Consider the following 23,815-nt stretch of genomic DNA (forward strand, 5'->3'; position numbering starts at 1 on the left):
CTGACCGCTGCAATCACTACCGTACTGGCTAAAACCTACGGCGGTGCTGCTCGTGCATTCGACCAGATCGATAACGCGCCGGAAGAAAAAGCTCGTGGTATCACCATCAACACTTCTCACGTTGAATATGACACCCCGACTCGCCACTACGCACACGTAGACTGCCCGGGCCACGCCGACTATGTTAAAAACATGATCACCGGTGCTGCGCAGATGGACGGCGCGATCCTGGTTGTTGCTGCGACTGACGGCCCGATGCCGCAGACTCGTGAGCACATCCTGCTGGGTCGTCAGGTAGGCGTTCCGTACATCATCGTGTTCCTGAACAAATGCGACATGGTTGATGACGAAGAGCTGCTGGAACTGGTAGAAATGGAAGTTCGTGAACTTCTGTCTCAGTACGATTTCCCGGGCGACGACACTCCGATCGTTCGTGGTTCTGCTCTGAAAGCGCTGGAAGGCGAAGCAGAGTGGGAAGCGAAAATCATCGAACTGGCTGGCTTCCTGGATTCTTACATCCCAGAACCAGAGCGTGCGATTGACAAGCCGTTCCTGCTGCCTATCGAAGACGTATTCTCCATCTCCGGTCGTGGTACCGTTGTTACCGGTCGTGTAGAGCGCGGTATCATCAAAGTTGGTGAAGAAGTTGAAATCGTTGGTATCAAAGAGACTGCTAAGTCTACCTGTACTGGCGTTGAAATGTTCCGCAAACTGCTGGACGAAGGCCGTGCTGGTGAGAACGTTGGTGTTCTGCTGCGTGGTATCAAACGTGAAGAAATCGAACGTGGTCAGGTACTGGCTAAGCCGGGCTCTATCAAGCCGCACACCAAGTTCGAATCTGAAGTGTACATTCTGTCCAAAGACGAAGGCGGCCGTCATACTCCGTTCTTCAAAGGCTACCGTCCGCAGTTCTACTTCCGTACTACTGACGTGACTGGTACCATCGAACTGCCGGAAGGCGTAGAGATGGTAATGCCGGGAGACAACATCAAAATGGTTGTTACCCTGATCCACCCAATCGCGATGGACGACGGTCTGCGTTTCGCAATCCGTGAAGGCGGCCGTACTGTTGGTGCGGGCGTTGTTGCCAAAGTAATGAGCTAATTGCCGAATAACATTTGACGCAATGCGCAATAAAAGGGCATCATTTGATGCCCTTTTTGCACGCTTTCACACCAGAACCTGGCTCATCAGTGATTTTTTTTGTCATAATCATTGCTGAGACAGGCTCTGAAGAGGGCGTTTAGTCCGAAACGCACCAGAGCATTTCGGTTTGGATTGCCTCGCTTACGCGGGGTGAAAATGTTTGTAGAATACTTCTGACAGGTTGGTTTATGAGTGCGAATACCGAAGCTCAAGGAAGCGGGCGCGGCCTGGAAGCGATGAAGTGGGTTGTTGTCGCTGTATTGCTGCTTGTAGCTATCGTTGGCAACTACCTCTATCGTGACATGATGCTGCCGCTGCGTGCGCTGGCCGTAGTGATTCTGATTGCCGCAGCGGGTGGTGTCGCGCTGTTGACAACAAAAGGTAAAGCGACCGTTGCTTTTGCCCGTGAAGCGAGAACCGAAGTCCGTAAGGTCATTTGGCCAACTCGCCAGGAAACATTGCACACCACATTAATTGTGGCTGCGGTTACCGCAGTAATGTCACTGATCCTGTGGGGACTGGATGGTATTCTGGTTCGCCTGGTATCCTTTATCACTGGCCTGAGGTTCTAAGATGTCTGAAGCCCCTAAAAAGCGCTGGTACGTCGTTCAGGCGTTTTCCGGTTTTGAAGGCCGCGTAGCCACGTCGCTGCGCGAATATATCAAGTTACAAAATATGGAAGAGCTGTTTGGCGAAGTCATGGTGCCGACCGAAGAAGTGGTCGAAATCCGTGGTGGCCAGCGTCGCAAGAGCGAACGTAAATTCTTCCCGGGCTATGTACTGGTCCAGATGGTGATGAATGACGCAAGCTGGCACCTGGTGCGCAGCGTGCCGCGTGTGATGGGCTTTATCGGCGGTACATCTGACCGTCCGGCGCCGATCAGCGACAAAGAAGTTGATGCGATCATGAACCGTCTGCAGCAGGTTGGCGATAAACCGCGTCCGAAAACGATGTTTGAGCCAGGTGAAATGGTTCGCGTTAGTGACGGTCCGTTTGCTGACTTTAACGGTGTGGTTGAAGAAGTGGACTACGAAAAGTCCCGCCTGAAAGTCTCTGTTTCTATCTTCGGTCGTGCGACCCCGGTAGAACTGGACTTTGCCCAGGTAGAAAAAGCCTAAACAGCGATCAAAAAAGCGGCGACTTAATCGTTGCACAAGGCGCGAGATTGGAATACAATTTCGCGCCTTTTGTTTTTATGGGCCCTGTCCGTAAAACGAATTTAATCACGGGGAGCCTCCTTGAGGCGCTATAACCCAACTAGAGGAATTTAGAATGGCTAAGAAAGTCCAGGCCTACGTCAAGCTGCAAGTTGCAGCTGGTATGGCTAACCCGAGTCCGCCGGTAGGTCCAGCACTGGGTCAACAAGGCGTGAACATCATGGAATTCTGCAAAGCGTTCAACGCAAAAACTGATTCCATGGAAAAAGGTCTGCCGATCCCGGTTGTTATCACCGTTTACGCTGACCGTTCTTTCACTTTCGTTACCAAAACGCCTCCGGCAGCAGTTCTGCTGAAGAAAGCGGCTGGTATCAAGTCTGGTTCCGGCAAGCCGAACAAAGACAAAGTGGGTAAAATTTCCCGCGCTCAGCTGCAGGAAATCGCGCAGACCAAAGCTGCCGACATGACTGGTTCCGACATTGAAGCGATGACTCGCTCCATTGAAGGTACTGCACGTTCCATGGGCCTGGTAGTGGAGGACTAAGAAATGGCTAAACTGACCAAGCGTATGCGCGTGATCCGTGACAAAGTTGATGCAACTAAACAGTATGACATCAACGAAGCTATTGCTCTGCTGAAAGAGCTGGCCACTGCTAAATTCGTAGAAAGCGTAGACGTTGCCGTTAACCTCGGCATCGATGCTCGTAAATCTGACCAGAACGTACGTGGTGCAACTGTACTGCCGCACGGTACTGGCCGTTCCGTTCGCGTAGCCGTATTTGCCCAGGGCGCAAACGCTGAAGCTGCTAAAGCTGCAGGCGCTGAGCTGGTAGGTATGGAAGATCTGGCTGACCAGATCAAGAAAGGCGAAATGAACTTTGACGTTGTTATTGCTTCCCCGGATGCAATGCGCGTTGTTGGCCAGCTGGGTCAGGTTCTGGGCCCGCGCGGCCTGATGCCAAACCCGAAAGTTGGTACTGTAACCCCTAACGTTGCTGAAGCGGTTAAGAACGCTAAAGCAGGTCAGGTTCGTTACCGTAACGACAAAAACGGCATCATCCACACCACCATCGGTAAAGTGGATTTTGACGCTGACAAACTGAAAGAAAACCTGGAATCTCTGCTGGTTGCGCTGAAAAAAGCGAAACCGACTCAGGCTAAAGGCGTGTACATCAAGAAAGTTAGCATCTCCACCACCATGGGTGCTGGCGTTGCCGTTGATCAGTCCGGTCTGACTGCGACTGTGGCGAACTAATATTCGCCTTTACGTGGGCGGTGATTTTGTCTACAATCTTACCCCCACGTTTCTGTTTAAATAAACAGAACTCTATGCGAGTCATTTGAATTGTAGCAAGGCAGCAATTGAGTGAATCGCCGGGAGTGTAGTTAACTACATGACCGGTGTGAACGAGAGCAGCTAACGCGGTTACAGTTCAAAGGGCGAAGTCATAGACAAGATTTGTTCGTTGGAGCCTGGCCTATCCAGGCCTCCGTCGAAGACCGCAGGTGTTTCGTAAGAAACTTAATGCCCTGCGTAGACGGTGACAGAACGCTAAGATTATTTCTGATACTCTGGCTTGTTTCTGCTCACCGTATTTAGACGCTCTTTCCGTTGGGGAGAGTGAAGTGAGTTCCGGAACATGAGTTCCGGCAAACATCCAGGAGCAAAGCTAATGGCTTTAAATCTTCAAGACAAACAAGCGATTGTTGCTGAAGTCAGCGAAGTAGCCAAAGGCGCGCTGTCTGCAGTAGTTGCGGATTCCCGTGGCGTAACTGTAGATAAAATGACTGAACTGCGTAAAGCAGGTCGTGAAGCTGGCGTATACATGCGTGTTGTTCGTAACACCCTGCTGCGCCGCGTCGTTGAAGGTACTCAGTTCGAGTGCCTGAAAGACACGTTTGTTGGTCCGACCCTGATTGCATACTCTATGGAACACCCGGGCGCTGCTGCTCGTCTGTTCAAAGAGTTCGCGAAAGCGAATGCAAAATTTGAGGTCAAAGCCGCAGCCTTTGAAGGTGAATTGATCCCGGCATCGCAAATCGATCGCCTGGCAACTCTGCCGACCTACGAAGAAGCAATTGCACGCCTGATGGCAACCATGAAAGAAGCTTCGGCTGGCAAACTGGTTCGTACTCTGGCTGCTGTACGCGATGCGAAAGAAGCTGCTTAATCGCAGTTATCTTTCTCAAGCATCTGCTTACGTATAAACTTATTCTGATTTTCAGGAACAATTTAAATGTCTATCACTAAAGATCAAATCATTGAAGCAGTATCCGCTATGTCCGTAATGGACGTTGTAGAACTGATCTCTGCAATGGAAGAAAAATTCGGTGTTTCCGCTGCTGCTGCTGTAGCTGTAGCTGCTGGCCCGGCTGAAGCTGCTGAAGAAAAAACTGAATTCGACGTAATTCTGAAAGCTGCTGGCGCTAACAAAGTTGCTGTAATCAAAGCAGTACGTGGCGCAACTGGCCTGGGTCTGAAAGAAGCTAAAGACCTGGTTGAATCTGCTCCGGCTGCCCTGAAAGAAGGCATCAGCAAAGACGACGCAGAAGCACTGAAAAAATCTCTGGAAGAAGCTGGCGCTGAAGTTGAAGTTAAATAAGCCAACTTTTCTGGTTGCAGCCTAAGAAATTAGGCTGATGGCTGGTGACTTTTTAGTCACCAGCCTTTTTGCGCTGTAAGGCGCCAGTAGCATTTCACACTGTTTGACTACTGCTGTGCCTTTCAATGCTTGTTTCTATCGACGTCTTAATATACTGCGACAGAGCATCAGTTCTGTGTAAATCGCAATGAAATGGTTTAAGCGTGATAGCAACAGGCATTGCGGAAAGTATTCGATTTTCCGGTCAACAAAATAGTGTTGCACAAACTGTCCCTTCGTCGGACAGATGGGTCGACTTGTCAGCGAGCTGAGGAACCCTAATGGTTTACTCCTATACCGAGAAAAAACGTATTCGTAAGGATTTTGGTAAACGTCCACAAGTGTTGGACATACCTTATCTCCTTTCTATCCAGCTTGACTCGTTTCAGAAGTTCATCGAGCAAGATCCTGAAGGGCAGTATGGTCTGGAAGCAGCTTTCCGTTCCGTTTTCCCGATTCAGAGCTACAGCGGTAATTCCGAGCTGCAATACGTCAGCTACCGCCTTGGCGAACCGGTGTTTGACGTTCAGGAATGTCAGATCCGTGGCGTGACCTATTCCGCACCGCTGCGCGTAAAACTGCGTCTGGTGATCTACGAGCGCGAAGCGCCGGAAGGCACCGTAAAAGACATTAAAGAACAAGAAGTCTACATGGGCGAAATTCCGCTCATGACTGACAACGGTACCTTTGTAATCAATGGTACTGAGCGTGTTATCGTTTCTCAGCTGCACCGTAGTCCTGGCGTCTTCTTTGACTCCGACAAAGGTAAAACCCACTCTTCGGGTAAAGTGCTGTATAACGCGCGCATCATCCCTTACCGTGGTTCCTGGCTGGACTTCGAATTCGATCCGAAGGACAACCTGTTCGTACGTATTGACCGTCGCCGTAAACTGCCTGCGACCATTATTCTGCGTGCACTGAACTACACCACTGAGCAGATCCTTGACCTGTTCTTTGAAAAAGTTGTTTTCGAAATTCGTGACAACAAGCTGCAGATGGAACTGGTGCCGGAACGCCTGCGTGGTGAAACCGCCTCCTTTGACATTGAAGCTAACGGCAAAGTCTACGTCGAAAAAGGCCGTCGCATCACTGCGCGCCACATTCGCCAACTGGAAAAAGACGATATCAAACATATCGAAGTTCCGGTTGAATACATTGCTGGTAAAGTTGCGGCTAAAGACTACGTTGACGAATCTACTGGCGAGCTGATCTGCGCAGCTAACATGGAGCTGAGCCTGGATCTGCTGGCTAAGCTGAGCCAGTCTGGTCACAAGCGTATCGAAACGCTGTTCACTAACGATCTGGATCACGGTCCGTACATTTCTGAAACTGTACGTGTTGACCCAACCAACGATCGTCTGAGCGCACTGGTAGAAATCTACCGCATGATGCGTCCTGGTGAGCCGCCGACTCGTGAAGCTGCTGAAAGCCTGTTCGAGAACCTGTTCTTCTCCGAAGACCGCTATGACCTGTCTGCGGTTGGTCGTATGAAGTTCAACCGTTCTCTGCTGCGCGACGAAATCGAAGGTTCCGGTATCCTGAGCAAAGACGACATCATCGAAGTGATGAAGAAGCTCATCGATATCCGTAACGGTAAAGGCGAAGTCGATGATATCGACCACCTCGGCAACCGTCGTATCCGTTCCGTAGGCGAAATGGCGGAAAACCAGTTCCGCGTTGGCCTGGTACGTGTTGAGCGTGCGGTGAAAGAGCGTCTGTCTCTGGGCGATCTGGATACCCTGATGCCTCAGGATATGATCAACGCCAAGCCGATTTCTGCAGCAGTGAAAGAGTTCTTTGGTTCCAGCCAGCTGTCTCAGTTTATGGACCAGAACAACCCGCTGTCTGAGATTACGCACAAACGTCGTATCTCCGCACTCGGCCCAGGCGGTCTGACCCGTGAACGCGCAGGCTTCGAAGTTCGAGACGTACACCCGACTCACTACGGTCGCGTATGTCCAATCGAAACGCCTGAAGGTCCGAACATCGGTCTGATCAACTCCCTGTCCGTGTATGCACAGACTAACGAATACGGCTTCCTCGAGACTCCGTATCGTAAAGTGACCGACGGTGTTGTAACTGACGAAATTCATTACCTGTCTGCTATCGAAGAAGGCAACTACGTTATCGCTCAGGCGAACTCCAACCTGGATGACGAAGGCCACTTTGTAGAAGATCTGGTTACCTGCCGTAGCAAAGGCGAATCCAGCTTGTTCAGCCGCGACCAGGTTGACTACATGGACGTATCCACCCAGCAGGTGGTATCCGTCGGTGCGTCCCTGATCCCGTTCCTGGAACACGATGACGCCAACCGTGCATTGATGGGTGCGAACATGCAACGTCAGGCGGTTCCGACTCTGCGCGCTGATAAGCCGCTGGTTGGTACTGGTATGGAACGTGCTGTTGCCGTTGACTCCGGTGTTACTGCAGTTGCTAAACGTGGCGGTACTGTTCAGTACGTGGATGCTTCTCGTATCGTTATCAAAGTTAACGAAGACGAGATGTACCCGGGCGAAGCAGGTATCGACATTTATAACCTGACCAAATACACCCGTTCTAACCAGAACACCTGCATCAACCAGATGCCTTGCGTATCTCTGGGCGAGCCGGTTGAACGTGGTGATGTGCTGGCAGACGGTCCGTCCACCGACCTCGGTGAACTGGCGCTGGGTCAGAACATGCGCGTGGCATTCATGCCATGGAATGGTTACAACTTCGAAGACTCCATCCTCGTATCCGAGCGTGTTGTCCAGGAAGACCGTTTCACCACCATCCATATTCAGGAACTGGCATGTGTGTCCCGTGACACCAAGCTGGGGCCAGAAGAGATCACCGCTGACATCCCGAACGTGGGTGAAGCTGCGCTCTCCAAACTGGATGAATCCGGTATCGTTTATATCGGTGCGGAAGTGACCGGTGGCGACATTCTGGTTGGTAAGGTAACGCCGAAAGGTGAAACCCAGCTGACGCCAGAAGAGAAGCTGCTGCGTGCGATCTTCGGTGAGAAAGCGTCTGACGTTAAAGACTCTTCTCTGCGCGTGCCAAACGGTGTTTCCGGTACGATTATCGACGTTCAGGTCTTTACTCGCGATGGCGTAGAAAAAGACAAACGTGCGCTGGAAATCGAAGAGATGCAGCTGAAGCAGGCGAAAAAAGACCTGTCTGAAGAACTGCAGATCCTCGAAGCTGGCCTGTTCAGCCGTATCTACGCTGTGCTGGTTTCCGGTGGTGTTGAAGCTGAGAAGCTCGACAAACTGCCGCGCGACCGCTGGTTAGAACTCGGCCTGACCGACGAAGAGAAACAGAATCAGCTGGAACAACTGGCTGAGCAGTACGACGAACTGAAACACGAATTCGAGAAAAAACTCGAAGCGAAACGCCGTAAAATCACTCAGGGCGACGATCTGGCACCGGGCGTGCTGAAGATTGTTAAGGTGTATCTGGCGGTTAAACGTCGGATCCAGCCTGGTGATAAGATGGCAGGTCGTCACGGTAACAAGGGTGTAATCTCTAAGATCAACCCGATCGAAGATATGCCACACGATGCTAACGGTACGCCGGTAGATATCGTACTGAACCCGCTGGGCGTACCATCGCGTATGAACATCGGTCAGATCCTTGAAACCCACCTGGGTATGGCTGCAAAAGGTATCGGCGATAAGATCAACGCCATGCTGAAACAGCAGCAGGAAGTCGCGAAACTGCGCGAATTCATCCAGCGTGCTTACGATCTGGGCTCAGATGTTCGTCAGAAAGTTGACCTGAATACCTTCAGCGATGAAGAAGTTCTGCGTCTGGCTGAAAACCTGAAAAAAGGTATGCCGATCGCAACGCCGGTATTCGACGGTGCGAAAGAGTCTGAAATCAAGGAACTGTTACAGCTGGGTGGCCTGCCGACTTCCGGTCAGATCACACTGTTCGACGGTCGTACCGGTGAGCAGTTCGAGCGCCAGGTTACCGTTGGCTACATGTACATGCTGAAACTGAACCACTTGGTTGATGACAAGATGCATGCGCGTTCTACCGGTTCTTACAGCCTGGTTACTCAGCAGCCGCTGGGTGGTAAGGCGCAGTTCGGTGGTCAGCGCTTCGGGGAGATGGAAGTGTGGGCGCTGGAAGCATATGGCGCAGCATACACCCTGCAGGAAATGCTCACCGTTAAGTCTGATGACGTGAACGGTCGTACTAAGATGTATAAAAACATCGTGGACGGCAACCATCAGATGGAACCAGGCATGCCGGAATCCTTCAACGTACTGTTGAAAGAGATTCGTTCGCTGGGTATCAACATCGAGCTGGAAGACGAGTAACTCTCGATCAAACAGGTCACTGGTGCTGGCGTAACAGCCAGCGCCAGATTGTGCTAACTCCGACGGGAGCAAATCCGTGAAAGATTTATTAAAGTTTCTGAAAGCGCAGACTAAAACCGAAGAGTTTGATGCGATCAAAATTGCTCTGGCCTCGCCAGACATGATCCGTTCATGGTCTTTCGGTGAAGTTAAGAAGCCGGAAACCATTAACTACCGTACGTTCAAACCTGAACGTGACGGCCTTTTCTGCGCCCGTATCTTTGGGCCGGTAAAAGACTATGAGTGCCTGTGCGGTAAGTACAAGCGCCTGAAACACCGTGGTGTGATCTGTGAGAAGTGCGGCGTTGAAGTGACCCAGACCAAAGTACGCCGTGAGCGTATGGGCCACATCGAGCTGGCGTCTCCGACCGCTCACATCTGGTTCCTGAAATCGCTGCCGTCCCGTATCGGTCTGCTGCTTGATATGCCGCTGCGCGATATCGAGCGCGTGCTGTACTTCGAATCTTATGTAGTTATCGAAGGCGGTATGACTAACCTGGAACGTCAACAGATCCTGACTGAAGAGCAGTATCTGGACGCGCTGGAAGAATTCGGTGACGAATTCGACGCGAAGATGGGTGCGGAAGCTATCCAGGCTCTGCTGAAAAGCATGGATCTGGAGCAAGAGTGTGAAACTCTGCGCGAAGAGCTGAACGAAACCAACTCTGAAACCAAGCGTAAGAAGCTGACCAAGCGTATCAAACTGCTGGAAGCCTTCGTACAGTCTGGCAACAAGCCAGAGTGGATGATCCTGACCGTTCTGCCGGTTCTGCCGCCAGATCTGCGTCCGCTGGTTCCGCTGGATGGTGGTCGTTTCGCAACGTCGGATCTGAACGATCTGTATCGTCGCGTTATCAACCGTAACAACCGTCTGAAGCGTCTGCTGGATCTGGCTGCGCCGGACATCATCGTACGCAACGAAAAACGTATGCTGCAGGAAGCGGTTGACGCCCTGCTGGATAACGGTCGTCGCGGTCGTGCGATCACCGGTTCTAACAAACGTCCTCTGAAATCTTTGGCCGACATGATCAAAGGTAAGCAGGGTCGTTTCCGTCAGAACCTGCTCGGTAAGCGTGTTGACTACTCCGGTCGTTCTGTAATCACCGTAGGTCCATATCTGCGTCTGCATCAGTGCGGTCTGCCGAAGAAAATGGCACTGGAACTGTTCAAACCGTTCATCTACGGCAAGCTGGAACTGCGTGGCCTGGCCACCACCATCAAAGCCGCTAAGAAAATGGTTGAGCGTGAAGAAGCTGTCGTTTGGGATATCCTGGACGAAGTTATCCGCGAACACCCGGTACTGCTGAACCGTGCACCAACACTGCACCGTCTGGGTATCCAGGCATTTGAACCGGTACTGATCGAAGGTAAAGCTATCCAGCTGCACCCGCTGGTTTGTGCGGCATATAACGCCGACTTCGATGGTGACCAGATGGCTGTTCACGTACCGCTGACGCTGGAAGCCCAGCTCGAAGCGCGTGCGCTGATGATGTCTACCAACAACATCCTGTCTCCGGCGAACGGCGAACCTATCATCGTTCCGTCTCAGGACGTTGTATTGGGTCTGTACTACATGACCCGTGACTGTGTTAACGCCAAAGGCGAAGGCATGGTGCTGACTGGCCCGAAAGAAGCTGAGCGTATCTATCGCGCAGGTCTTGCCTCTCTGCATGCGCGCGTTAAAGTGCGTATCACCGAATATGAAAAAGATGAAAACGGCGAATTCGTTGCGAAAACCAGCCTGAAAGACACGACCGTTGGCCGTGCCATTCTGTGGATGATCGTACCGAAAGGTCTGCCTTTCTCCATCGTCAACCAGGCGCTGGGCAAGAAAGCTATCTCCAAAATGCTGAACACCTGTTACCGCATTCTGGGCCTGAAGCCGACCGTTATCTTCGCTGACCAGACAATGTACACCGGCTTTGCATATGCAGCGCGTTCAGGTGCATCTGTTGGTATTGATGACATGGTCATCCCAGAGAAGAAACACGAGATCATCTCTGAAGCGGAAGCTGAAGTTGCTGAGATCCAGGAGCAGTTCCAGTCTGGTCTGGTAACCGCAGGCGAACGCTATAACAAAGTTATCGATATCTGGGCTGCGGCGAACGATCGTGTATCCAAAGCGATGATGGATAACCTGCAAACCGAAACCGTTATTAACCGTGACGGCGTAGAAGAGCAGCAGGTTTCCTTCAACAGCATCTACATGATGGCCGACTCCGGTGCGCGTGGTTCTGCAGCACAGATTCGTCAGCTGGCCGGTATGCGTGGTCTGATGGCGAAGCCAGATGGCTCCATCATCGAAACGCCAATCACCGCGAACTTCCGTGAAGGTCTGAACGTACTCCAGTACTTCATCTCTACTCACGGTGCTCGTAAAGGTCTGGCGGATACCGCACTGAAAACAGCGAACTCCGGTTATCTGACTCGTCGTCTGGTTGACGTCGCGCAGGACCTGGTTGTTACTGAAGACGATTGCGGCACTCTGGAAGGCATCACCATGACCCCGGTTATCGAGGGTGGTGACGTTAAAGAGCCGCTGCGCGATCGCGTTCTGGGTCGTGTAACTGCTGAAGACGTTCTGAAGCCGGGTACGGCGGATATTCTGGTTCCACGCAACACGCTGCTGCACGAACAGTGGTGTGATCTGCTGGAAGAGAACTCCGTTGACTCCGTTAAAGTCCGTTCCGTTGTATCTTGTGACACCGACTTTGGTGTATGTGCGCACTGCTATGGTCGTGACCTGGCGCGTGGCCACATCATCAACAAAGGTGAAGCAATCGGCGTTATCGCGGCACAGTCCATCGGTGAACCGGGTACACAGCTGACGATGCGTACGTTCCACATCGGTGGTGCGGCATCTCGTGCGGCTGCTGAATCCAGCATCCAGGTGAAAAACAAAGGTAGCATCCGTCTGAGCAACGCGAAGTCGGTTGTGAACTCCAGCGGTAAACTGGTTATCACCTCACGTAACACCGAACTGAAACTGATCGACGAATTCGGCCGTACCAAAGAAAGCTATAAAGTGCCTTACGGCTCCGTTATGGCGAAAGGTGATGGCGAACAGGTTGCTGGCGGCGAAACCGTAGCAAACTGGGATCCGCACACCATGCCAGTTATCACCGAAGTGAGTGGTTTTGTCCGCTTCACTGACATGATCGATGGCCAGACCATTACTCGTCAGACTGACGAGCTGACCGGTCTGTCGTCTCTGGTGGTTCTGGATTCTGCAGAGCGTACTGCGGGTGGTAAAGACCTGCGTCCGGCACTGAAAATTGTTGATGCTCAGGGCAACGACGTTCTGATCCCAGGCACCGATATGCCTGCTCAGTACTTCCTGCCGGGTAAAGCGATTGTTCAGCTGGAAGATGGCGTACAGATCAGCTCTGGTGACACCCTGGCGCGTGTTCCGCAGGAATCCGGCGGTACCAAGGATATCACCGGTGGTCTGCCGCGCGTTGCGGACCTGTTCGAAGCACGTCGTCCGAAAGAGCCGGCAATCCTGGCTGAAATCAGCGGCATCATTTCCTTCGGTAAAGAAACCAAAGGTAAACGTCGTCTGGTTATCACCCCGGTAGACGGTAGCGAACCGTACGAAGAGATGATTCCGAAATGGCGTCAGCTCAACGTGTTCGAAGGTGAACGTGTAGAACGTGGTGACGTGGTTTCCGACGGTCCGGAAGCGCCGCACGACATCCTGCGTCTGCGTGGTGTGCATGCTGTAACTCGTTACATCGTTAACGAAGTTCAGGACGTATACCGTCTGCAGGGTGTTAAGATTAACGATAAACACATCGAAGTTATCGTTCGTCAGATGCTGCGTAAAGCCACCATCGAAAGCGCTGGTAGCTCCGACTTCCTGGAAGGCGAGCAGGTTGAATACTCCCGCGTCAAGATCGCAAACCGCGAGCTGGAAGCGAACGGCAAAGTGGGTGCAACGTTCTCCCGCGATCTGCTGGGTATCACCAAAGCGTCTCTGGCAACCGAGTCCTTCATCTCTGCAGCATCGTTCCAGGAAACCACGCGTGTCCTGACCGAAGCAGCTGTTGCAGGTAAACGTGATGAACTGCGCGGTCTGAAAGAGAACGTCATCGTGGGTCGTCTGATCCCGGCAGGTACTGGTTATGCGTACCACCAGGATCGTATGCGCCGTCGCGCAGCGGGCGAACTGCCAGCTGCACCGCAGGTAACTGCTGAAGATGCGTCTGCCAGCCTGGCAGAACTGCTGAACGCAGGCCTGGGCGGTTCTGACAACGATTAATCGTTGCCGACCATAATAAAAAACCCGCTTCGGCGGGTTTTTTTATGTCTATGTTATTTCTGATGGCGCTTATCAGGTCTACAAAGCCATCCGGCAGTGTCATTAATTTACCGGCGGTAACCGCCGATAAAGCTCAATCATATCGCCGGCCAGATCCTGAATCACCATGGCATTCATCAGGTGGTCCTGCGAATGGACGGTGATGAGATTAACCGGTAGTTTGCCGGTGCCCTCGTCAATACCGATCAGCTGGGTCTGGATTTTATGCGCTTGTTTGACGTACTCGCGTGATTCCGTCATCGCTTGTTCTGCACCGGAGAAATCACCTTTACGCGCCAGTTGCAATGCCGTCAGGGCCTGGCTGCGTGCAGCGCCAGCGTTTACCAATAACTCCATGATGATCGTTTCTAACTCTTCCATACCATCACTCCAGTAGTTTCAGCGCCTTATCCAGTACCGCATCGCCTTTCATCATGCCGTAATCCATCATGTCGATAACGGCGACCTTTTTGCCTAGTGGGTCGGCGATCGCCTGTAGCTTGGCCTGTTCATACTTAACCTGTGGACCGAGCAAAACGATATCCGCTGTAGCGATATTCTCTTCAAACTCGGCCACCGGGACGGCTTTGATAGTGACGTCGACGCCTTTTTTCTGGGCGGCATCTTTCATCCTTTGCACCAGCATGCTGGTGGACATTCCGGCGGCACAGCATAAAACGATGTTTTTCATAAGCAGTCTCGATCAACATGTGTGAGTTGATAATTATCGCGAGCCAGCCATAGCAACAACTGCTTTGCAACGATTGTGTGCAAGGCATCACAAAGAAAGCCGCTTTTTCTGAAACCGGTTACAAAAAGAAGCGGAACCCTGCGATCTGGACCAGGGCCAGCGGCTTTTTGACTCGCTTATCACATGCTGGAATATATAATTACTGTCAATAAATACATGTTATAAAAAACAGTATTGACAGCGTTTTTTAAACCCGTATGTTAATACTTAACAGCGGAGAAATTGTAGTTTGCTGTTAACGTAGTCAGTGTTAGTAGAGCTTGATTGGGGTTTGCGATAAAGGCCACGAAGTATTTTTTGTATGGGATAGTCGATGCTGAAAACGCTATTTTTTCACTTCGACAATGCTTTCAGGCCACGTAGTTGATATATCTAATCGCAAAAAGTCAGTAAAGCGCGACGATGTAACGCCATGATTTTATAGTAAATGTTTGTGATTTCTGCTTTTCTGGTTATCACAAGGGAAATAAGGCAACGCATCAAAGAGTATATGTCGCGAGGGGAAGTGTACTTGTTTAGGTCACCAGCCTTGAGTTCTATTATCAAGCGGGTGGAATGTGTTTAACGGTAAATAGAGGAAAGCTTTAGTTAGTATCAATATCCAATATTATCTGTAGTAAACGTGTACATTTTAAAGTAGTACCATCAGCAGTATTAAATCGTTAAGTTTATTAATGTTAAATTTGAAGTGTGTAGTAACGTAAAGCCCTGACTGCAATAGTCGGGGCTTTTGTTCATTGTAGATCAAGCTGTTATCCAGGATGCTTAGCCGCGATGGTTCAACATTGCATCACTCAGTGAGTATTAAAAAAATTAATGCTTGCTTAATGATTAGAAGTAGGTCTACTATAGCGGCATCGGTTTGGAACACAGACCTTATGCAAGCAGTTTTAGTAAAGCAGTTCTCAGTTCAAGCGTTATCCTCAGATACTCTTCTTCATGAGCCTCCTCCCTAAGTGCCCCATAAGTTAATTTCTGCAAAACAGGCCATCTTCGCTGCATAAGCGGCTCAAAAACATGAAAGGAAGTATCTATGTCTAACAAAATGACTGGTTTAGTAAAATGGTTTAACTCTGATAAAGGCTTCGGCTTTATCACTCCTCAGGACGGTAGTAAGGATGTGTTTGTACATTTCTCCGCTATCCAGAGTAACGATTTTAAAACGTTAGACGAAGGTCAAAAGGTGGAGTTCTCCGTGGAGAATGGCGCTAAAGGCCCGTCTGCTGTTAACGTTGTCGCGCTGTAATCGCCGATAATTTCACGAGCGCTTACGATAGCGATGAAGGCCAGAGCCCGAGCAGTTAAGTGTCAGTGAAGAAAAAACCCGCGAAAGCGGGTTTTTTTGTTTATGCGATTGCTCCTGACCTACGGTACCTGTGAAGCGCGCCCCAGATAGCTGTCCCAGTCTTTCCACACGGGCTGTAAACCCTGGGCCATGAGTGCTTCAGCAACGGCTTCTGGGCGACGATCGTCGTGCGGGGAGAACTGTTCCAGTTCGGGGTGGTTATCGGCATAACCACCGGGCTGGGTTTTTGAGAAGGCGCTGACGTTGTTGATCGCCAACGGGATCACATGGTCACGAAACCATGGCGATTCGCGGGTGGAGAGCGACAGCTCAATTTCTGGCGCCAGTAAACGAAACGCGCAAATGGTCTGGACCAACTGTCGCTCATCCATGATCGATGCAGGCTCAACGCCTCCGGTGCATGGGCGCAGGCGAGGGAAGGAGATAGAGTAACGGCTCTGCCAGTAATGCTGCTGCATCCATAGCAGATGTTCAGCCACCATATAGCAATCAACCCGCCAGCTGTCGGACAAACCAATCAACGCGCCAAGACCGATTTTGTCGATCCCTGCGCGGCCCAGCCTGTCCGGCGTTTCCAGGCGCCAGAAGAAATCCTGCTTTTTCCCTTTTAAATGGTGACGAGCGTAAGTTGCCTCATGGTAGCTCTCCTGATACACCATCACGCCATCCAGCCCCAGCGTCTTCAGCTCTGCATATTCAGCCTCTGACAACGGCTGTACCTCCATCTGTAAAGAGGCGAACTGGCGGCGAATGGCAGGCAAATGGCGACGAAAGTAATTCATCCCCACTTTTGCCTGATGTTCACCGGTGACCAGCAGCAGATGCTCAAAACCCAGCTCACGGATAGCCGCACACTCCCGTATTATCTCATCTTCGTCCAGCGTTTTGCGTTTGATACGGTTGCTCATCGAAAAACCGCAGTAGGTGCAGTCGTTGGCGCAAAGGTTGGAGAGATACAACGGCACGTAAAAGCTCACCGTGTTACCAAAACGCTGACGGGTGAGCTTCTGCGCCCGCTGCGCCAGCGGCTCCAGATAATCGGCGGCGGCAGGAGAGAGCAATGCCATCAGATCGTCGCGACTAAGATGCGAAGCGTTGAGGGCGCGCTCCACGTCAGCGGCGGTTTTACCGTTGATACGCAGGCGGATGTCATCCCAGTCCAGCTGTCGCCAGCGGTCGCTGAACGTTTTCATGCGAAGGCCTCCAGGAATCCGGTTAACGGGCTGGTGGGACTTGCCTGCGAACTTTTGCTTCCTGGTACCGCCTGGCGTGCCAGCAAGCCAGCTTCAACGGCCAGACGGAAGGCGGTTGCCATCATCACCGGGCTGTCGGCTACCGCGATTGCCGTATTGACCAACACCGCGTCGGCGCCCATTTCCAGCGCCTGCGTGGCGTGGCTGGGGACGCCGATGCCTGCATCAACCACCACCGGCACGGTCGCCTGTTGGATAATAATCTCCAGCATCGCTTTGGTTTCCAGCCCCTGATTAGAACCGATGGGCGCGCCGAGCGGCATGACTGCAGAACAGCCTACTTCTTCCAGCCGTTTGCACAGCACCGGATCTGCGCCACAGTAAGGCAGTACCACGAAGCCCTTTTTCACCAGTGCTTCTGCGGCTTTCAATGTTTCGATTGGATCGGGTAACAGCCAGCGGGCGTCCGGGTGGATTTCTAATTTCAGCCAGTTTGTGCCCAGCGCTTCACGCGCTAACTGGGCAGCAAAAATCGCCTCTTCAGCAGTTTTTGCCCCCGAAGTGTTGGGCAACAGCGTCACACCAGCTTCTACCAGCGGCGCCAGAATGGCATCGTTGTGCTGACGTAAATCCACGCGCTTCATGGCCAGCGTTACCAGTTGGCTGCCGGAGGCGCGAATCGCCTCGACCATCAGCTGCGATGAAGCAAATTTTCCGGTGCCGGTGAACAGATGCGAATCAAACGTTTTGTCGGCAATACGTAACATATCAACCCCCTGCAATAACCTGAAAAAGCAGGATCTGGTCGCCTTCCTGCACGATTTGCTGCTCCCACTGCTCGCGCGGGAGGATCTGCTGATTGAGCGCCAGCGCCGCGCCCGGTTTAAGCTGATTAAGTGCAGTGAGCAGCCCACTGACGGTTTGTCCTTCGGCGCACTGCATCGGCTCATCATTGAACTGAATCTGCATGTTGCCCTCCGCATACCGGGCAGCCGCTGGCGCGTCGTAGTGCGAAGCTGCGCCACTGGCTGGTTTTACCGTCAAACAGGCGTAGCTCTCCGCTGGGCGTCTCAATACCGCTGAGCAATTTAATCGCTTCCAACGCCTGCAAGGTGCCCATCACGCCCACAACCGGTCCGACGATACCGGCGGTACGGCAGTTGCGTTCGGGCTCTACATCGTCCGGCCACAGGCAGCGGTAACATCCTTGTTCCCACGGGGGCGTCAGCACCATCAGTTGGCCGCCAAAGCCGACGGCGCTGGCGGTGACGAGCGGGGTGTTGAGCGTTACGCAGGCGGCGTTAATTTCCTGGCGCGTGGCCATGTTATCGGTACAGTCGAGCACCACATCGGCACGCGCTACCGCATGCCGAAGCGCATCGCCTTTCAGTCGCTGCTGGAGTGACACCAGCTCGATATCCGGGTTGAGCCGCGTCAGGCGCTGCTGGGCAACCTGCGATTTTGAACGTGCGATATCATCAGTGGTAAACAGGATCTGGCGCTGCAGGTTGCTCAGATGAATGTCGTCATCGTCTACCAGCGTCAGTTTTCCGATGCCTGCTCCCGCCAGATACAGCGCGGCAGGCGAACCTAACCCGCCTAAACCGACAATCAGCACATGGCTATCGAGTAGCTTTTGCTGGCCTTCAATGGCGATATCGCCGAGCAGGATCTGTCGGCTGTAACGCATAAAGTCGCGGTCATTCATCGCCCACTCCCGCGATATCCAGTAGTTGGGCCGTGGCGACCTGCCAGTCAGCCGCCTGGGTAATGGCGCTGACCACGGCAATGCTGCCGACGCCGGTCGCCAGTACCGCCGGGGCGCGCTCAAGGCTGATACCGCCAATGGCGACGGTCGGGTAATCCGCTAATCGTTCAATATGGTTTGCCAGTTGCGTGAGTCCCTGCGGGGCGGAAGGCATCTGTTTGGTTTGCGTGGGGAAAACATGACCCAGCGCGATATAAGAAGGCTTGGCGGCGAGCGCGACGTCGATCTCCATATCATCGTGAGTGGAGACCCCCAGGCGTAGCCCCGCCGCCTGAATCGCCTTCAGGTCGGTGGTTTCAAGGTCTTCCTGGCCCAGATGTACGCCGTAAGCGCGGTGCTTAATTGCCAGACGCCAGTAGTCGTTGATAAACAGGCGGGCGTCATAGCGACGCCCCAGTTCAATGGCGGCCATAACGTCGGCTTCGACCTCTTCATCACGCTTATCTTTAATGCGCAGTTGGATGGTGCGTACGCCCGCCTGCAGCAAGTGTTCAATCCATTCCACGCTGTCTACCACCGGGTAAAGCCCGAGGCGAAACGGCACGGTCGGGAAATCAGGCTGGTACATTATGCCTCCTCTTTTTTGAGGTAGATTTCGCCGCCTTTGGCGCGGAAGTTCTCCGACATATCCGCCATGCCGACTTCAATTGTTTGTGCAGCAGCGTAGTCGCGAACCTCCTGGCTGATTTTCATCGAGCAGAACTTCGGCCCGCACATGGAGCAGAAGTGGGCGACCTTACCGGATTCCTGTGGCAGGGTTTCATCGTGGTAGGCACGGGCGGTGAACGGGTCGAGCGCGAGGTTAAACTGGTCTTCCCAGCGGAATTCGAAGCGCGCTTTCGACATGGCGTTATCGCGGATCTGCGCGCCCGGATGACCTTTTGCTAAGTCAGCTGCATGGGCGGCAATCTTGTAGGTAATCAACCCTTGTTTAACATCTTCTTTGTTCGGCAGGCCGAGGTGCTCTTTTGGCGTGACGTAGCACAGCATCGCGCAGCCAAACCAACCGATCATCGCCGCACCGATCCCGGAAGTAAAGTGGTCGTAGCCCGGTGCGATATCGGTGGTCAACGGTCCTAAAGTGTAGAACGGTGCTTCATGGCAGTGCTCCAGCTCTTCGGTCATGTTGCGCTGGATCATATGCATGGGCACATGACCAGGGCCTTCTATCATCACCTGCACGTCGTATTCCCAGGCGATTTTGGTCAGCTCGCCCAGCGTATGCAGCTCGGAGAACTGCGCTTCGTCGTTTGCATCCTGAATTGAACCCGGGCGCAGGCCGTCACCCAGCGACAAAGAGACGTCGTAGGCGGCGCAGATTTCGCAAATCTCGCGGAAATGTTCGTACAGGAAGTTCTCTTTGTGATGAGAAAGGCACCATTTCGCCATAATTGAACCGCCGCGTGAGACAATACCGGTCAGGCGTTTGGCAGTCATCGGCACGTAGCGCAGCAGCACGCCCGCGTGAATGGTGAAGTAGTCGACGCCCTGTTCGGCCTGCTCCAGCAGCGTGTCGCGGAAGGCTTCCCAGGTGAGATCTTCGGCGATCCCGTTGACCTTCTCCAGCGCCTGGTAGATCGGCACAGTACCGATCGGTACCGGACTGTTACGCAGGATCCACTCGCGGGTTTCGTGGATATAGCGACCGGTGGAGAGATCCATCACCGTGTCAGCGCCCCAGCGCGTCGACCACACCAGCTTCTCTACCTCTTCTTCAATGGAGGAGGTGACGGCAGAGTTACCAATGTTGGCGTTAACCTTCACCAGGAAGTTGCGACCGATAATCATCGGCTCGGATTCCGGGTGGTTGATGTTGGCAGGAATAATCGCGCGGCCCGCGGCCACTTCATCACGCACGAATTCCGGCGTGATGTTTTCCGGCAGGCGTGCACCAAAGTTCATCCCCGGATGCTGGTGACGCAGCACTTCACTGCGAATGCGCTCGCGGCCCATGTTTTCACGGATGGCGATGAACTCCATCTCCGGGGTCACTATTCCCTGGCGGGCGTAGTGCAGTTGGGTGACTCGTTTACCCGCTTTGGCGCGCTTTGGCGTCAGCAAGCCGGTGAAACGCAGCTCGTCCAGGCCATCGTCGGCCAGACGTTCTTTGGTATAAGCGGAACTCCGGTCGTCTAATTCTTCGCTATCGTTACGCGCCGCAATCCACGGCTGGCGCAGCTTTGCCAGACCCTGCTGGACGTTAATCGCCACGTCAGGATCGCCATACGGTCCGGAGGTGTCGTATACCGGAACGGCTTCGTTCTCTTCGAACTGCGGGTTGTCTTTTGTGCCGCCAGTCAGCGTTGGGCTGAGCTGAATTTCGCGCATCGGAATGCGGATATCCGGCTGCGAACCGGTAATATAAATGCGTTTTGAGTTAGGGAAGGCGGTCCCTTCCAGGGTATCGATAAAGTGTTGGGCTTGAGCGCGCTGTTCGCGGCGTGATGGTTTAGTAGTGGCAGACATAGCTCATTCCAAATAAAAGTAAGGATATGGCTTGTCAGACGACGGATGAAGCAAGAGAGAAGCTCGCCCGGAGGCGATGCTATTGTAGATTGACTCTTGTTCCCTTCGCAGGTTTTAACCTGATCAGGTTCCGCGGATCCCGAATTAACGGTCTCAGCCTTTTCCACTCATGCTGCTGTGGAAAATAAGCACTCCGACAAGAAGTAACCTCAGTAAAGAGGTAATGAATGTAAACTACGCGTTAATGCCGCAAATCTCAAGCATGACGTTTGAGAGTGTTACTCTCGTGCATTGCGTCAAATACCAGCATGATCAACTTATCTTCCAGCACGAATCGGGCTTCCAGTGCCTCGCCGAGATCCGATAAAACCTGTTGAAATTCAAGGAAGTTATCATGATCAATCGCAGTTTCCAGGCTGGAGTCATAGTAGTCCATGATCAGCTGCGTATTGGCTTCCAGCAGCGGCCAAATTTTTGTGGCTTTTAAAAGCTGCCCGTTCCCTTCCAATTTATGGAGAATACGTTCATAAATACTGAAGTGTCCGGTGGAGAGGTAATCGACCAGGCCCTGACAAAAATCATCCAGCGCTTTTTCATTGAGTCGCATGTACGATTCTTTGCCAGGCTTAATGCCAACCAGATTGTAGTAAGCCACGAGCAGGTGCTTACGTACATGTAGCCAGCGATCAACCAGTTTATTACTTCCTCCGACGTGCTCCGTCAGGCTTTCCAGCTGGTTTAGCATGATTGACTCCGCAAGATGGTGTTTAGGAACTGCTCACCCGTAAATGTAAAAATAATGTAAACAACATGCCTGTGAAGCAAAGGTTGCGCAAGAGATATGGATCGTATAATTGAAAAATTAGATAGCGGCTGGTGGATCGTCAGTCATGAGCAAAAGTTATGGTTACCTCATGGCGAGCTACCTTATGGCGACGCAGCCCGTTTTGATCTGATTGGTCAGCGCGCGCTGCCAATAGGCGAGTGGGAAGGGGAGACTGTCTGGCTGGTGCAGCAGCAGCGTCGACACGATATGGGGTCGGTGCGCCAGGTCATTGACCAGGACGTTGGCCTGTTTCAACTGGCCGGACGCGGCGTACAGCTGGCGGAGTTCTATCGCTCGCATAAATTCTGCGGCTACTGCGGCCATCCCATGCACCCGAGTAAAACGGAGTGGGCGATGCTCTGTAGCCACTGCCGTGAACGTTATTACCCGCAAATTGCCCCGTGCATAATCGTCGCTATTCGCCGAGATGATTCCATCCTGCTTGCCCAACATGTTCGCCATCGTAACGGCGTGCATACCGTACTGGCAGGTTTTGTCGAAGTGGGCGAGACCTTAGAACAGGCGGTGGCGCGTGAAGTTATGGAAGAAAGCGGGATTAAGGTGAAAAATCTGCGCTATGTCACTTCTCAGCCCTGGCCATTCCCGCAGTCTTTGATGACCGCATTTATGGCGGAGTATGATAGCGGCGAAATCGTCATCGACCCGAAAGAGCTGCTGGAAGCGAACTGGTATCGCTATGACGACTTACCGCTCTTACCCCCGCCGGGTACTGTCGCGCGTCGATTGATTGAAGACACTGTGGCAATGTGTCGGGCTGAGTACGAGTAAAGAGCGAGTGGTGATACACTGATGGACTGACGCAATAAGGAACTGCAAAAATGACCGAACTGAAGAACGATCGTTATCTGCGTGCGCTGCTGCGCCAGCCCGTTGATGTCACTCCGGTGTGGATGATGCGCCAGGCGGGCCGCTATCTACCGGAATACAAAGCTACCCGTGCCGAAGCGGGCGATTTTATGGCGCTGTGCAAAAATGCCGAGCTGGCCTGCGAAGTCACGCTGCAGCCGCTGCGTCGCTATAAACTTGATGCCGCGATCCTCTTCTCGGATATCCTGACGATCCCGGATGCGATGGGACTCGGGCTGTATTTTGAAGCAGGAGAAGGTCCACGCTTCACCTCTCCAATTACCAGCAAGGCTGACGTCGACAAACTGCCGATCCCGGACCCGGAAGATGGGCTGGGGTACGTGATGAACGCGGTGCGTACTATCCGCCGTGAACTGAAAGGCGAAGTGCCGCTGATCGGCTTCTCCGGTAGTCCGTGGACGCTGGCGACCTACATGGTTGAAGGCGGCAGCAGCAAAGCCTTCACCGTGATTAAAAAGATGATGTACGCCGACCCTAAAGCGCTGCATCTGCTACTTGATAAGCTGGCGAAGAGCGTCACGTTGTACCTGAACGCGCAGATCAAAGCGGGTGCGCAGTCGGTGATGATTTTCGACACCTGGGGTGGCGTGCTGACCGGTCGCGACTATCAGCAGTTTTCTTTGTACTACATGCACAAAATCGTTGATGGCCTGCTGCGCGAGAACGAAGGTCGTCGCGTACCGGTGACCCTGTTTACCAAAGGCGGTGGTCAGTGGCTGGAAGCGATGGCGGAGACCGGCTGTGATGCGTTAGGTCTCGACTGGACCACTGACATTGCCGATGCGCGTCGTCGTGTAGGTCATAAAGTGGCGCTCCAGGGCAATATGGATCCGTCCATGCTGTATGCGCCGCCAGCCCGCATCGAAGAAGAGGTGGCGATAATTCTGGCCGGATTCGGTCAGGGTGAAGGGCATGTCTTTAACCTGGGCCACGGCATTCATCAGGACGTCCCGCCAGAACATGCGGGTGTCTTTGTGGAGGCGGTACATCGGTTGTCCGAACAGTACCACCGCTAAGGAGTC

The 23,815-nt window shown here is 52.8% G+C and carries 21 protein-coding genes and 1 riboswitch; of the genes, 12 read left to right on the top strand and 9 right to left on the bottom strand.

Going from position 1 to position 23,815, the window contains the following annotated elements; all coding sequences use genetic code 11:
- The 9 genes from tuf to rpoC form a co-directional block, all read left to right on the top strand.
- A partial coding sequence (gene tuf, locus OGY09_RS02680) for an elongation factor Tu (RefSeq protein ID WP_049027942.1) occupies nucleotides 1-1,104 on the top strand: 1,104 nt, incomplete at its 5' end.
- Between the two features lie 230 nt (nucleotides 1,105-1,334).
- Entirely contained in the window at nucleotides 1,335-1,718 is a 384-nt protein-coding gene (gene secE, locus OGY09_RS02685; protein WP_003033128.1) for a preprotein translocase subunit SecE, read from the top strand.
- Between the two features lies 1 nt (nucleotide 1,719).
- Nucleotides 1,720-2,265 carry a transcription termination/antitermination protein NusG gene (nusG, locus tag OGY09_RS02690; protein WP_003033125.1) on the top strand — a complete coding sequence of 182 codons (546 nt, stop codon included), beginning with the start codon at nucleotides 1,720-1,722 and terminating at the stop codon, nucleotides 2,263-2,265.
- Nucleotides 2,266-2,419: 154 nt separating this feature from the next.
- Nucleotides 2,420-2,848 (top strand): 50S ribosomal protein L11, encoded by a 429-nt coding sequence (rplK, locus tag OGY09_RS02695; RefSeq protein WP_003033122.1) that lies wholly within the window; start codon nucleotides 2,420-2,422, stop codon nucleotides 2,846-2,848.
- A 3-nt stretch (nucleotides 2,849-2,851) separates the two neighbouring features.
- Nucleotides 2,852-3,559, top strand: coding sequence for a 50S ribosomal protein L1 (gene rplA / locus OGY09_RS02700; RefSeq protein WP_003033119.1), 708 nt, complete (start codon nucleotides 2,852-2,854; stop codon nucleotides 3,557-3,559).
- Between the two features lie 418 nt (nucleotides 3,560-3,977).
- On the top strand, nucleotides 3,978-4,475 hold the full coding sequence (gene rplJ / locus OGY09_RS02705; protein WP_001207203.1) for a 50S ribosomal protein L10: 498 nt from the start codon (nucleotides 3,978-3,980) through the stop codon (nucleotides 4,473-4,475).
- Nucleotides 4,476-4,541: 66 nt separating this feature from the next.
- Nucleotides 4,542-4,907: a 50S ribosomal protein L7/L12 gene (gene rplL, locus OGY09_RS02710; protein ID WP_003033114.1), complete on the top strand. Its 366-nt coding sequence runs from the start codon at nucleotides 4,542-4,544 to the stop codon at nucleotides 4,905-4,907.
- A 320-nt stretch (nucleotides 4,908-5,227) separates the two neighbouring features.
- Complete coding sequence (rpoB, locus tag OGY09_RS02715; RefSeq protein ID WP_003033111.1) at nucleotides 5,228-9,256, top strand: DNA-directed RNA polymerase subunit beta; 4,029 nt, start codon at nucleotides 5,228-5,230, stop codon at nucleotides 9,254-9,256.
- Between the two features lie 76 nt (nucleotides 9,257-9,332).
- Nucleotides 9,333-13,556: a DNA-directed RNA polymerase subunit beta' gene (rpoC, locus tag OGY09_RS02720; protein ID WP_003826919.1), complete on the top strand. Its 4,224-nt coding sequence runs from the start codon at nucleotides 9,333-9,335 to the stop codon at nucleotides 13,554-13,556.
- A 102-nt stretch (nucleotides 13,557-13,658) separates the two neighbouring features.
- Here the strand turns inward: rpoC and OGY09_RS02725 are convergent, their stop codons facing one another.
- Nucleotides 13,659-13,976 (bottom strand): PTS lactose/cellobiose transporter subunit IIA, encoded by a 318-nt coding sequence (locus OGY09_RS02725; RefSeq protein ID WP_003033104.1) that lies wholly within the window; start codon nucleotides 13,974-13,976, stop codon nucleotides 13,659-13,661.
- 4 nt (nucleotides 13,977-13,980) lie between these two features.
- Entirely contained in the window at nucleotides 13,981-14,286 is a 306-nt protein-coding gene (locus tag OGY09_RS02730; RefSeq protein WP_003033102.1) for a PTS sugar transporter subunit IIB, read from the bottom strand.
- 1,093 nt (nucleotides 14,287-15,379) lie between these two features.
- Here OGY09_RS02730 and cspG point away from each other — a divergent pair.
- The gene (gene cspG / locus OGY09_RS02735) at nucleotides 15,380-15,592 is read left to right on the top strand and encodes a cold shock protein CspG (RefSeq protein WP_003033098.1); all 213 of its coding nucleotides are present in this window, start codon (nucleotides 15,380-15,382) and stop codon (nucleotides 15,590-15,592) included.
- A gap of 119 nt (nucleotides 15,593-15,711) precedes the next feature.
- Here the strand turns inward: cspG and thiH are convergent, their stop codons facing one another.
- The 7 genes from thiH to rsd form a co-directional block, all read right to left on the bottom strand.
- Nucleotides 15,712-16,845, bottom strand: coding sequence for a 2-iminoacetate synthase ThiH (gene thiH, locus OGY09_RS02740; protein WP_032945650.1), 1,134 nt, complete (start codon nucleotides 16,843-16,845; stop codon nucleotides 15,712-15,714).
- On the bottom strand, nucleotides 16,842-17,612 hold the full coding sequence (gene thiG / locus OGY09_RS02745; protein WP_032945651.1) for a thiazole synthase: 771 nt from the start codon (nucleotides 17,610-17,612) through the stop codon (nucleotides 16,842-16,844). The genes thiH and thiG overlap by 4 nt, the downstream gene beginning before the upstream one ends.
- A gap of 1 nt (nucleotide 17,613) precedes the next feature.
- Complete coding sequence (gene thiS, locus OGY09_RS02750; protein ID WP_016155307.1) at nucleotides 17,614-17,814, bottom strand: sulfur carrier protein ThiS; 201 nt, start codon at nucleotides 17,812-17,814, stop codon at nucleotides 17,614-17,616.
- A complete protein-coding gene (locus tag OGY09_RS02755) occupies nucleotides 17,795-18,553 on the bottom strand; it encodes a HesA/MoeB/ThiF family protein (protein ID WP_003826902.1) in 759 nt (252 codons plus the stop codon). Before OGY09_RS02755 ends, thiS begins: the two co-directional genes overlap by 20 nt.
- Nucleotides 18,546-19,181: a thiamine phosphate synthase gene (thiE, locus tag OGY09_RS02760; RefSeq protein WP_286589921.1), complete on the bottom strand. Its 636-nt coding sequence runs from the start codon at nucleotides 19,179-19,181 to the stop codon at nucleotides 18,546-18,548. Before thiE ends, OGY09_RS02755 begins: the two co-directional genes overlap by 8 nt.
- Nucleotides 19,181-21,079, bottom strand: a complete 1,899-nt coding sequence (thiC, locus tag OGY09_RS02765) for a phosphomethylpyrimidine synthase ThiC (RefSeq protein ID WP_032945653.1) — start codon at nucleotides 21,077-21,079, stop codon at nucleotides 19,181-19,183. The genes thiE and thiC overlap by 1 nt, the downstream gene beginning before the upstream one ends.
- A gap of 83 nt (nucleotides 21,080-21,162) precedes the next feature.
- A riboswitch (TPP riboswitch) is annotated at nucleotides 21,163-21,285 on the bottom strand.
- 50 nt (nucleotides 21,286-21,335) lie between these two features.
- Nucleotides 21,336-21,824, bottom strand: a complete 489-nt coding sequence (gene rsd / locus OGY09_RS02770) for a sigma D regulator (protein ID WP_286589923.1) — start codon at nucleotides 21,822-21,824, stop codon at nucleotides 21,336-21,338.
- Nucleotides 21,825-21,920: 96 nt separating this feature from the next.
- Here rsd and nudC point away from each other — a divergent pair, with 96 nt between their 5' ends.
- Together nudC and hemE are read left to right on the top strand one after the other, a co-directional pair.
- On the top strand, nucleotides 21,921-22,694 hold the full coding sequence (gene nudC, locus OGY09_RS02775; RefSeq protein ID WP_003033074.1) for an NAD(+) diphosphatase: 774 nt from the start codon (nucleotides 21,921-21,923) through the stop codon (nucleotides 22,692-22,694).
- A 50-nt stretch (nucleotides 22,695-22,744) separates the two neighbouring features.
- On the top strand, nucleotides 22,745-23,809 hold the full coding sequence (hemE, locus tag OGY09_RS02780; protein WP_032945655.1) for a uroporphyrinogen decarboxylase: 1,065 nt from the start codon (nucleotides 22,745-22,747) through the stop codon (nucleotides 23,807-23,809).
- Nucleotides 23,810-23,815: the final 6 nt, after the last annotated feature.

It is taken from the genome of Citrobacter sp. Cpo071 (assembly GCF_030332765.1).
In the GTDB taxonomy this organism is placed as follows: domain Bacteria; phylum Pseudomonadota; class Gammaproteobacteria; order Enterobacterales; family Enterobacteriaceae; genus Citrobacter; species Citrobacter portucalensis.

Bases quoted from the DNA above. Each gene is read 5' to 3' on its own strand.
- secE (WP_003033128.1), top strand. From the start codon at position 1,335: ATGAGTGCGAATACCGAAGCTCAAGGAAGCGGGCGCGGCCTGGAAGCG.
- nusG (WP_003033125.1), top strand. From the start codon at position 1,720: ATGTCTGAAGCCCCTAAAAAGCGCTGGTACGTCGTTCAGGCGTTTTCC.
- rplK (WP_003033122.1), top strand. From the start codon at position 2,420: ATGGCTAAGAAAGTCCAGGCCTACGTCAAGCTGCAAGTTGCAGCTGGT.
- rplA (WP_003033119.1), top strand. From the start codon at position 2,852: ATGGCTAAACTGACCAAGCGTATGCGCGTGATCCGTGACAAAGTTGAT.
- rplJ (WP_001207203.1), top strand. From the start codon at position 3,978: ATGGCTTTAAATCTTCAAGACAAACAAGCGATTGTTGCTGAAGTCAGC.
- rplL (WP_003033114.1), top strand. From the start codon at position 4,542: ATGTCTATCACTAAAGATCAAATCATTGAAGCAGTATCCGCTATGTCC.
- rpoB (WP_003033111.1), top strand. From the start codon at position 5,228: ATGGTTTACTCCTATACCGAGAAAAAACGTATTCGTAAGGATTTTGGT.
- OGY09_RS02725 (WP_003033104.1), bottom strand. From the start codon at position 13,976: ATGGAAGAGTTAGAAACGATCATCATGGAGTTATTGGTAAACGCTGGC.
- OGY09_RS02730 (WP_003033102.1), bottom strand. From the start codon at position 14,286: ATGAAAAACATCGTTTTATGCTGTGCCGCCGGAATGTCCACCAGCATG.
- cspG (WP_003033098.1), top strand. From the start codon at position 15,380: ATGTCTAACAAAATGACTGGTTTAGTAAAATGGTTTAACTCTGATAAA.
- thiH (WP_032945650.1), bottom strand. From the start codon at position 16,845: ATGAAAACGTTCAGCGACCGCTGGCGACAGCTGGACTGGGATGACATC.
- thiG (WP_032945651.1), bottom strand. From the start codon at position 17,612: ATGTTACGTATTGCCGACAAAACGTTTGATTCGCATCTGTTCACCGGC.
- thiS (WP_016155307.1), bottom strand. From the start codon at position 17,814: ATGCAGATTCAGTTCAATGATGAGCCGATGCAGTGCGCCGAAGGACAA.
- OGY09_RS02755 (WP_003826902.1), bottom strand. From the start codon at position 18,553: ATGAATGACCGCGACTTTATGCGTTACAGCCGACAGATCCTGCTCGGC.
- thiE (WP_286589921.1), bottom strand. From the start codon at position 19,181: ATGTACCAGCCTGATTTCCCGACCGTGCCGTTTCGCCTCGGGCTTTAC.
- thiC (WP_032945653.1), bottom strand. From the start codon at position 21,079: ATGTCTGCCACTACTAAACCATCACGCCGCGAACAGCGCGCTCAAGCC.
- rsd (WP_286589923.1), bottom strand. From the start codon at position 21,824: ATGCTAAACCAGCTGGAAAGCCTGACGGAGCACGTCGGAGGAAGTAAT.
- nudC (WP_003033074.1), top strand. From the start codon at position 21,921: ATGGATCGTATAATTGAAAAATTAGATAGCGGCTGGTGGATCGTCAGT.
- hemE (WP_032945655.1), top strand. From the start codon at position 22,745: ATGACCGAACTGAAGAACGATCGTTATCTGCGTGCGCTGCTGCGCCAG.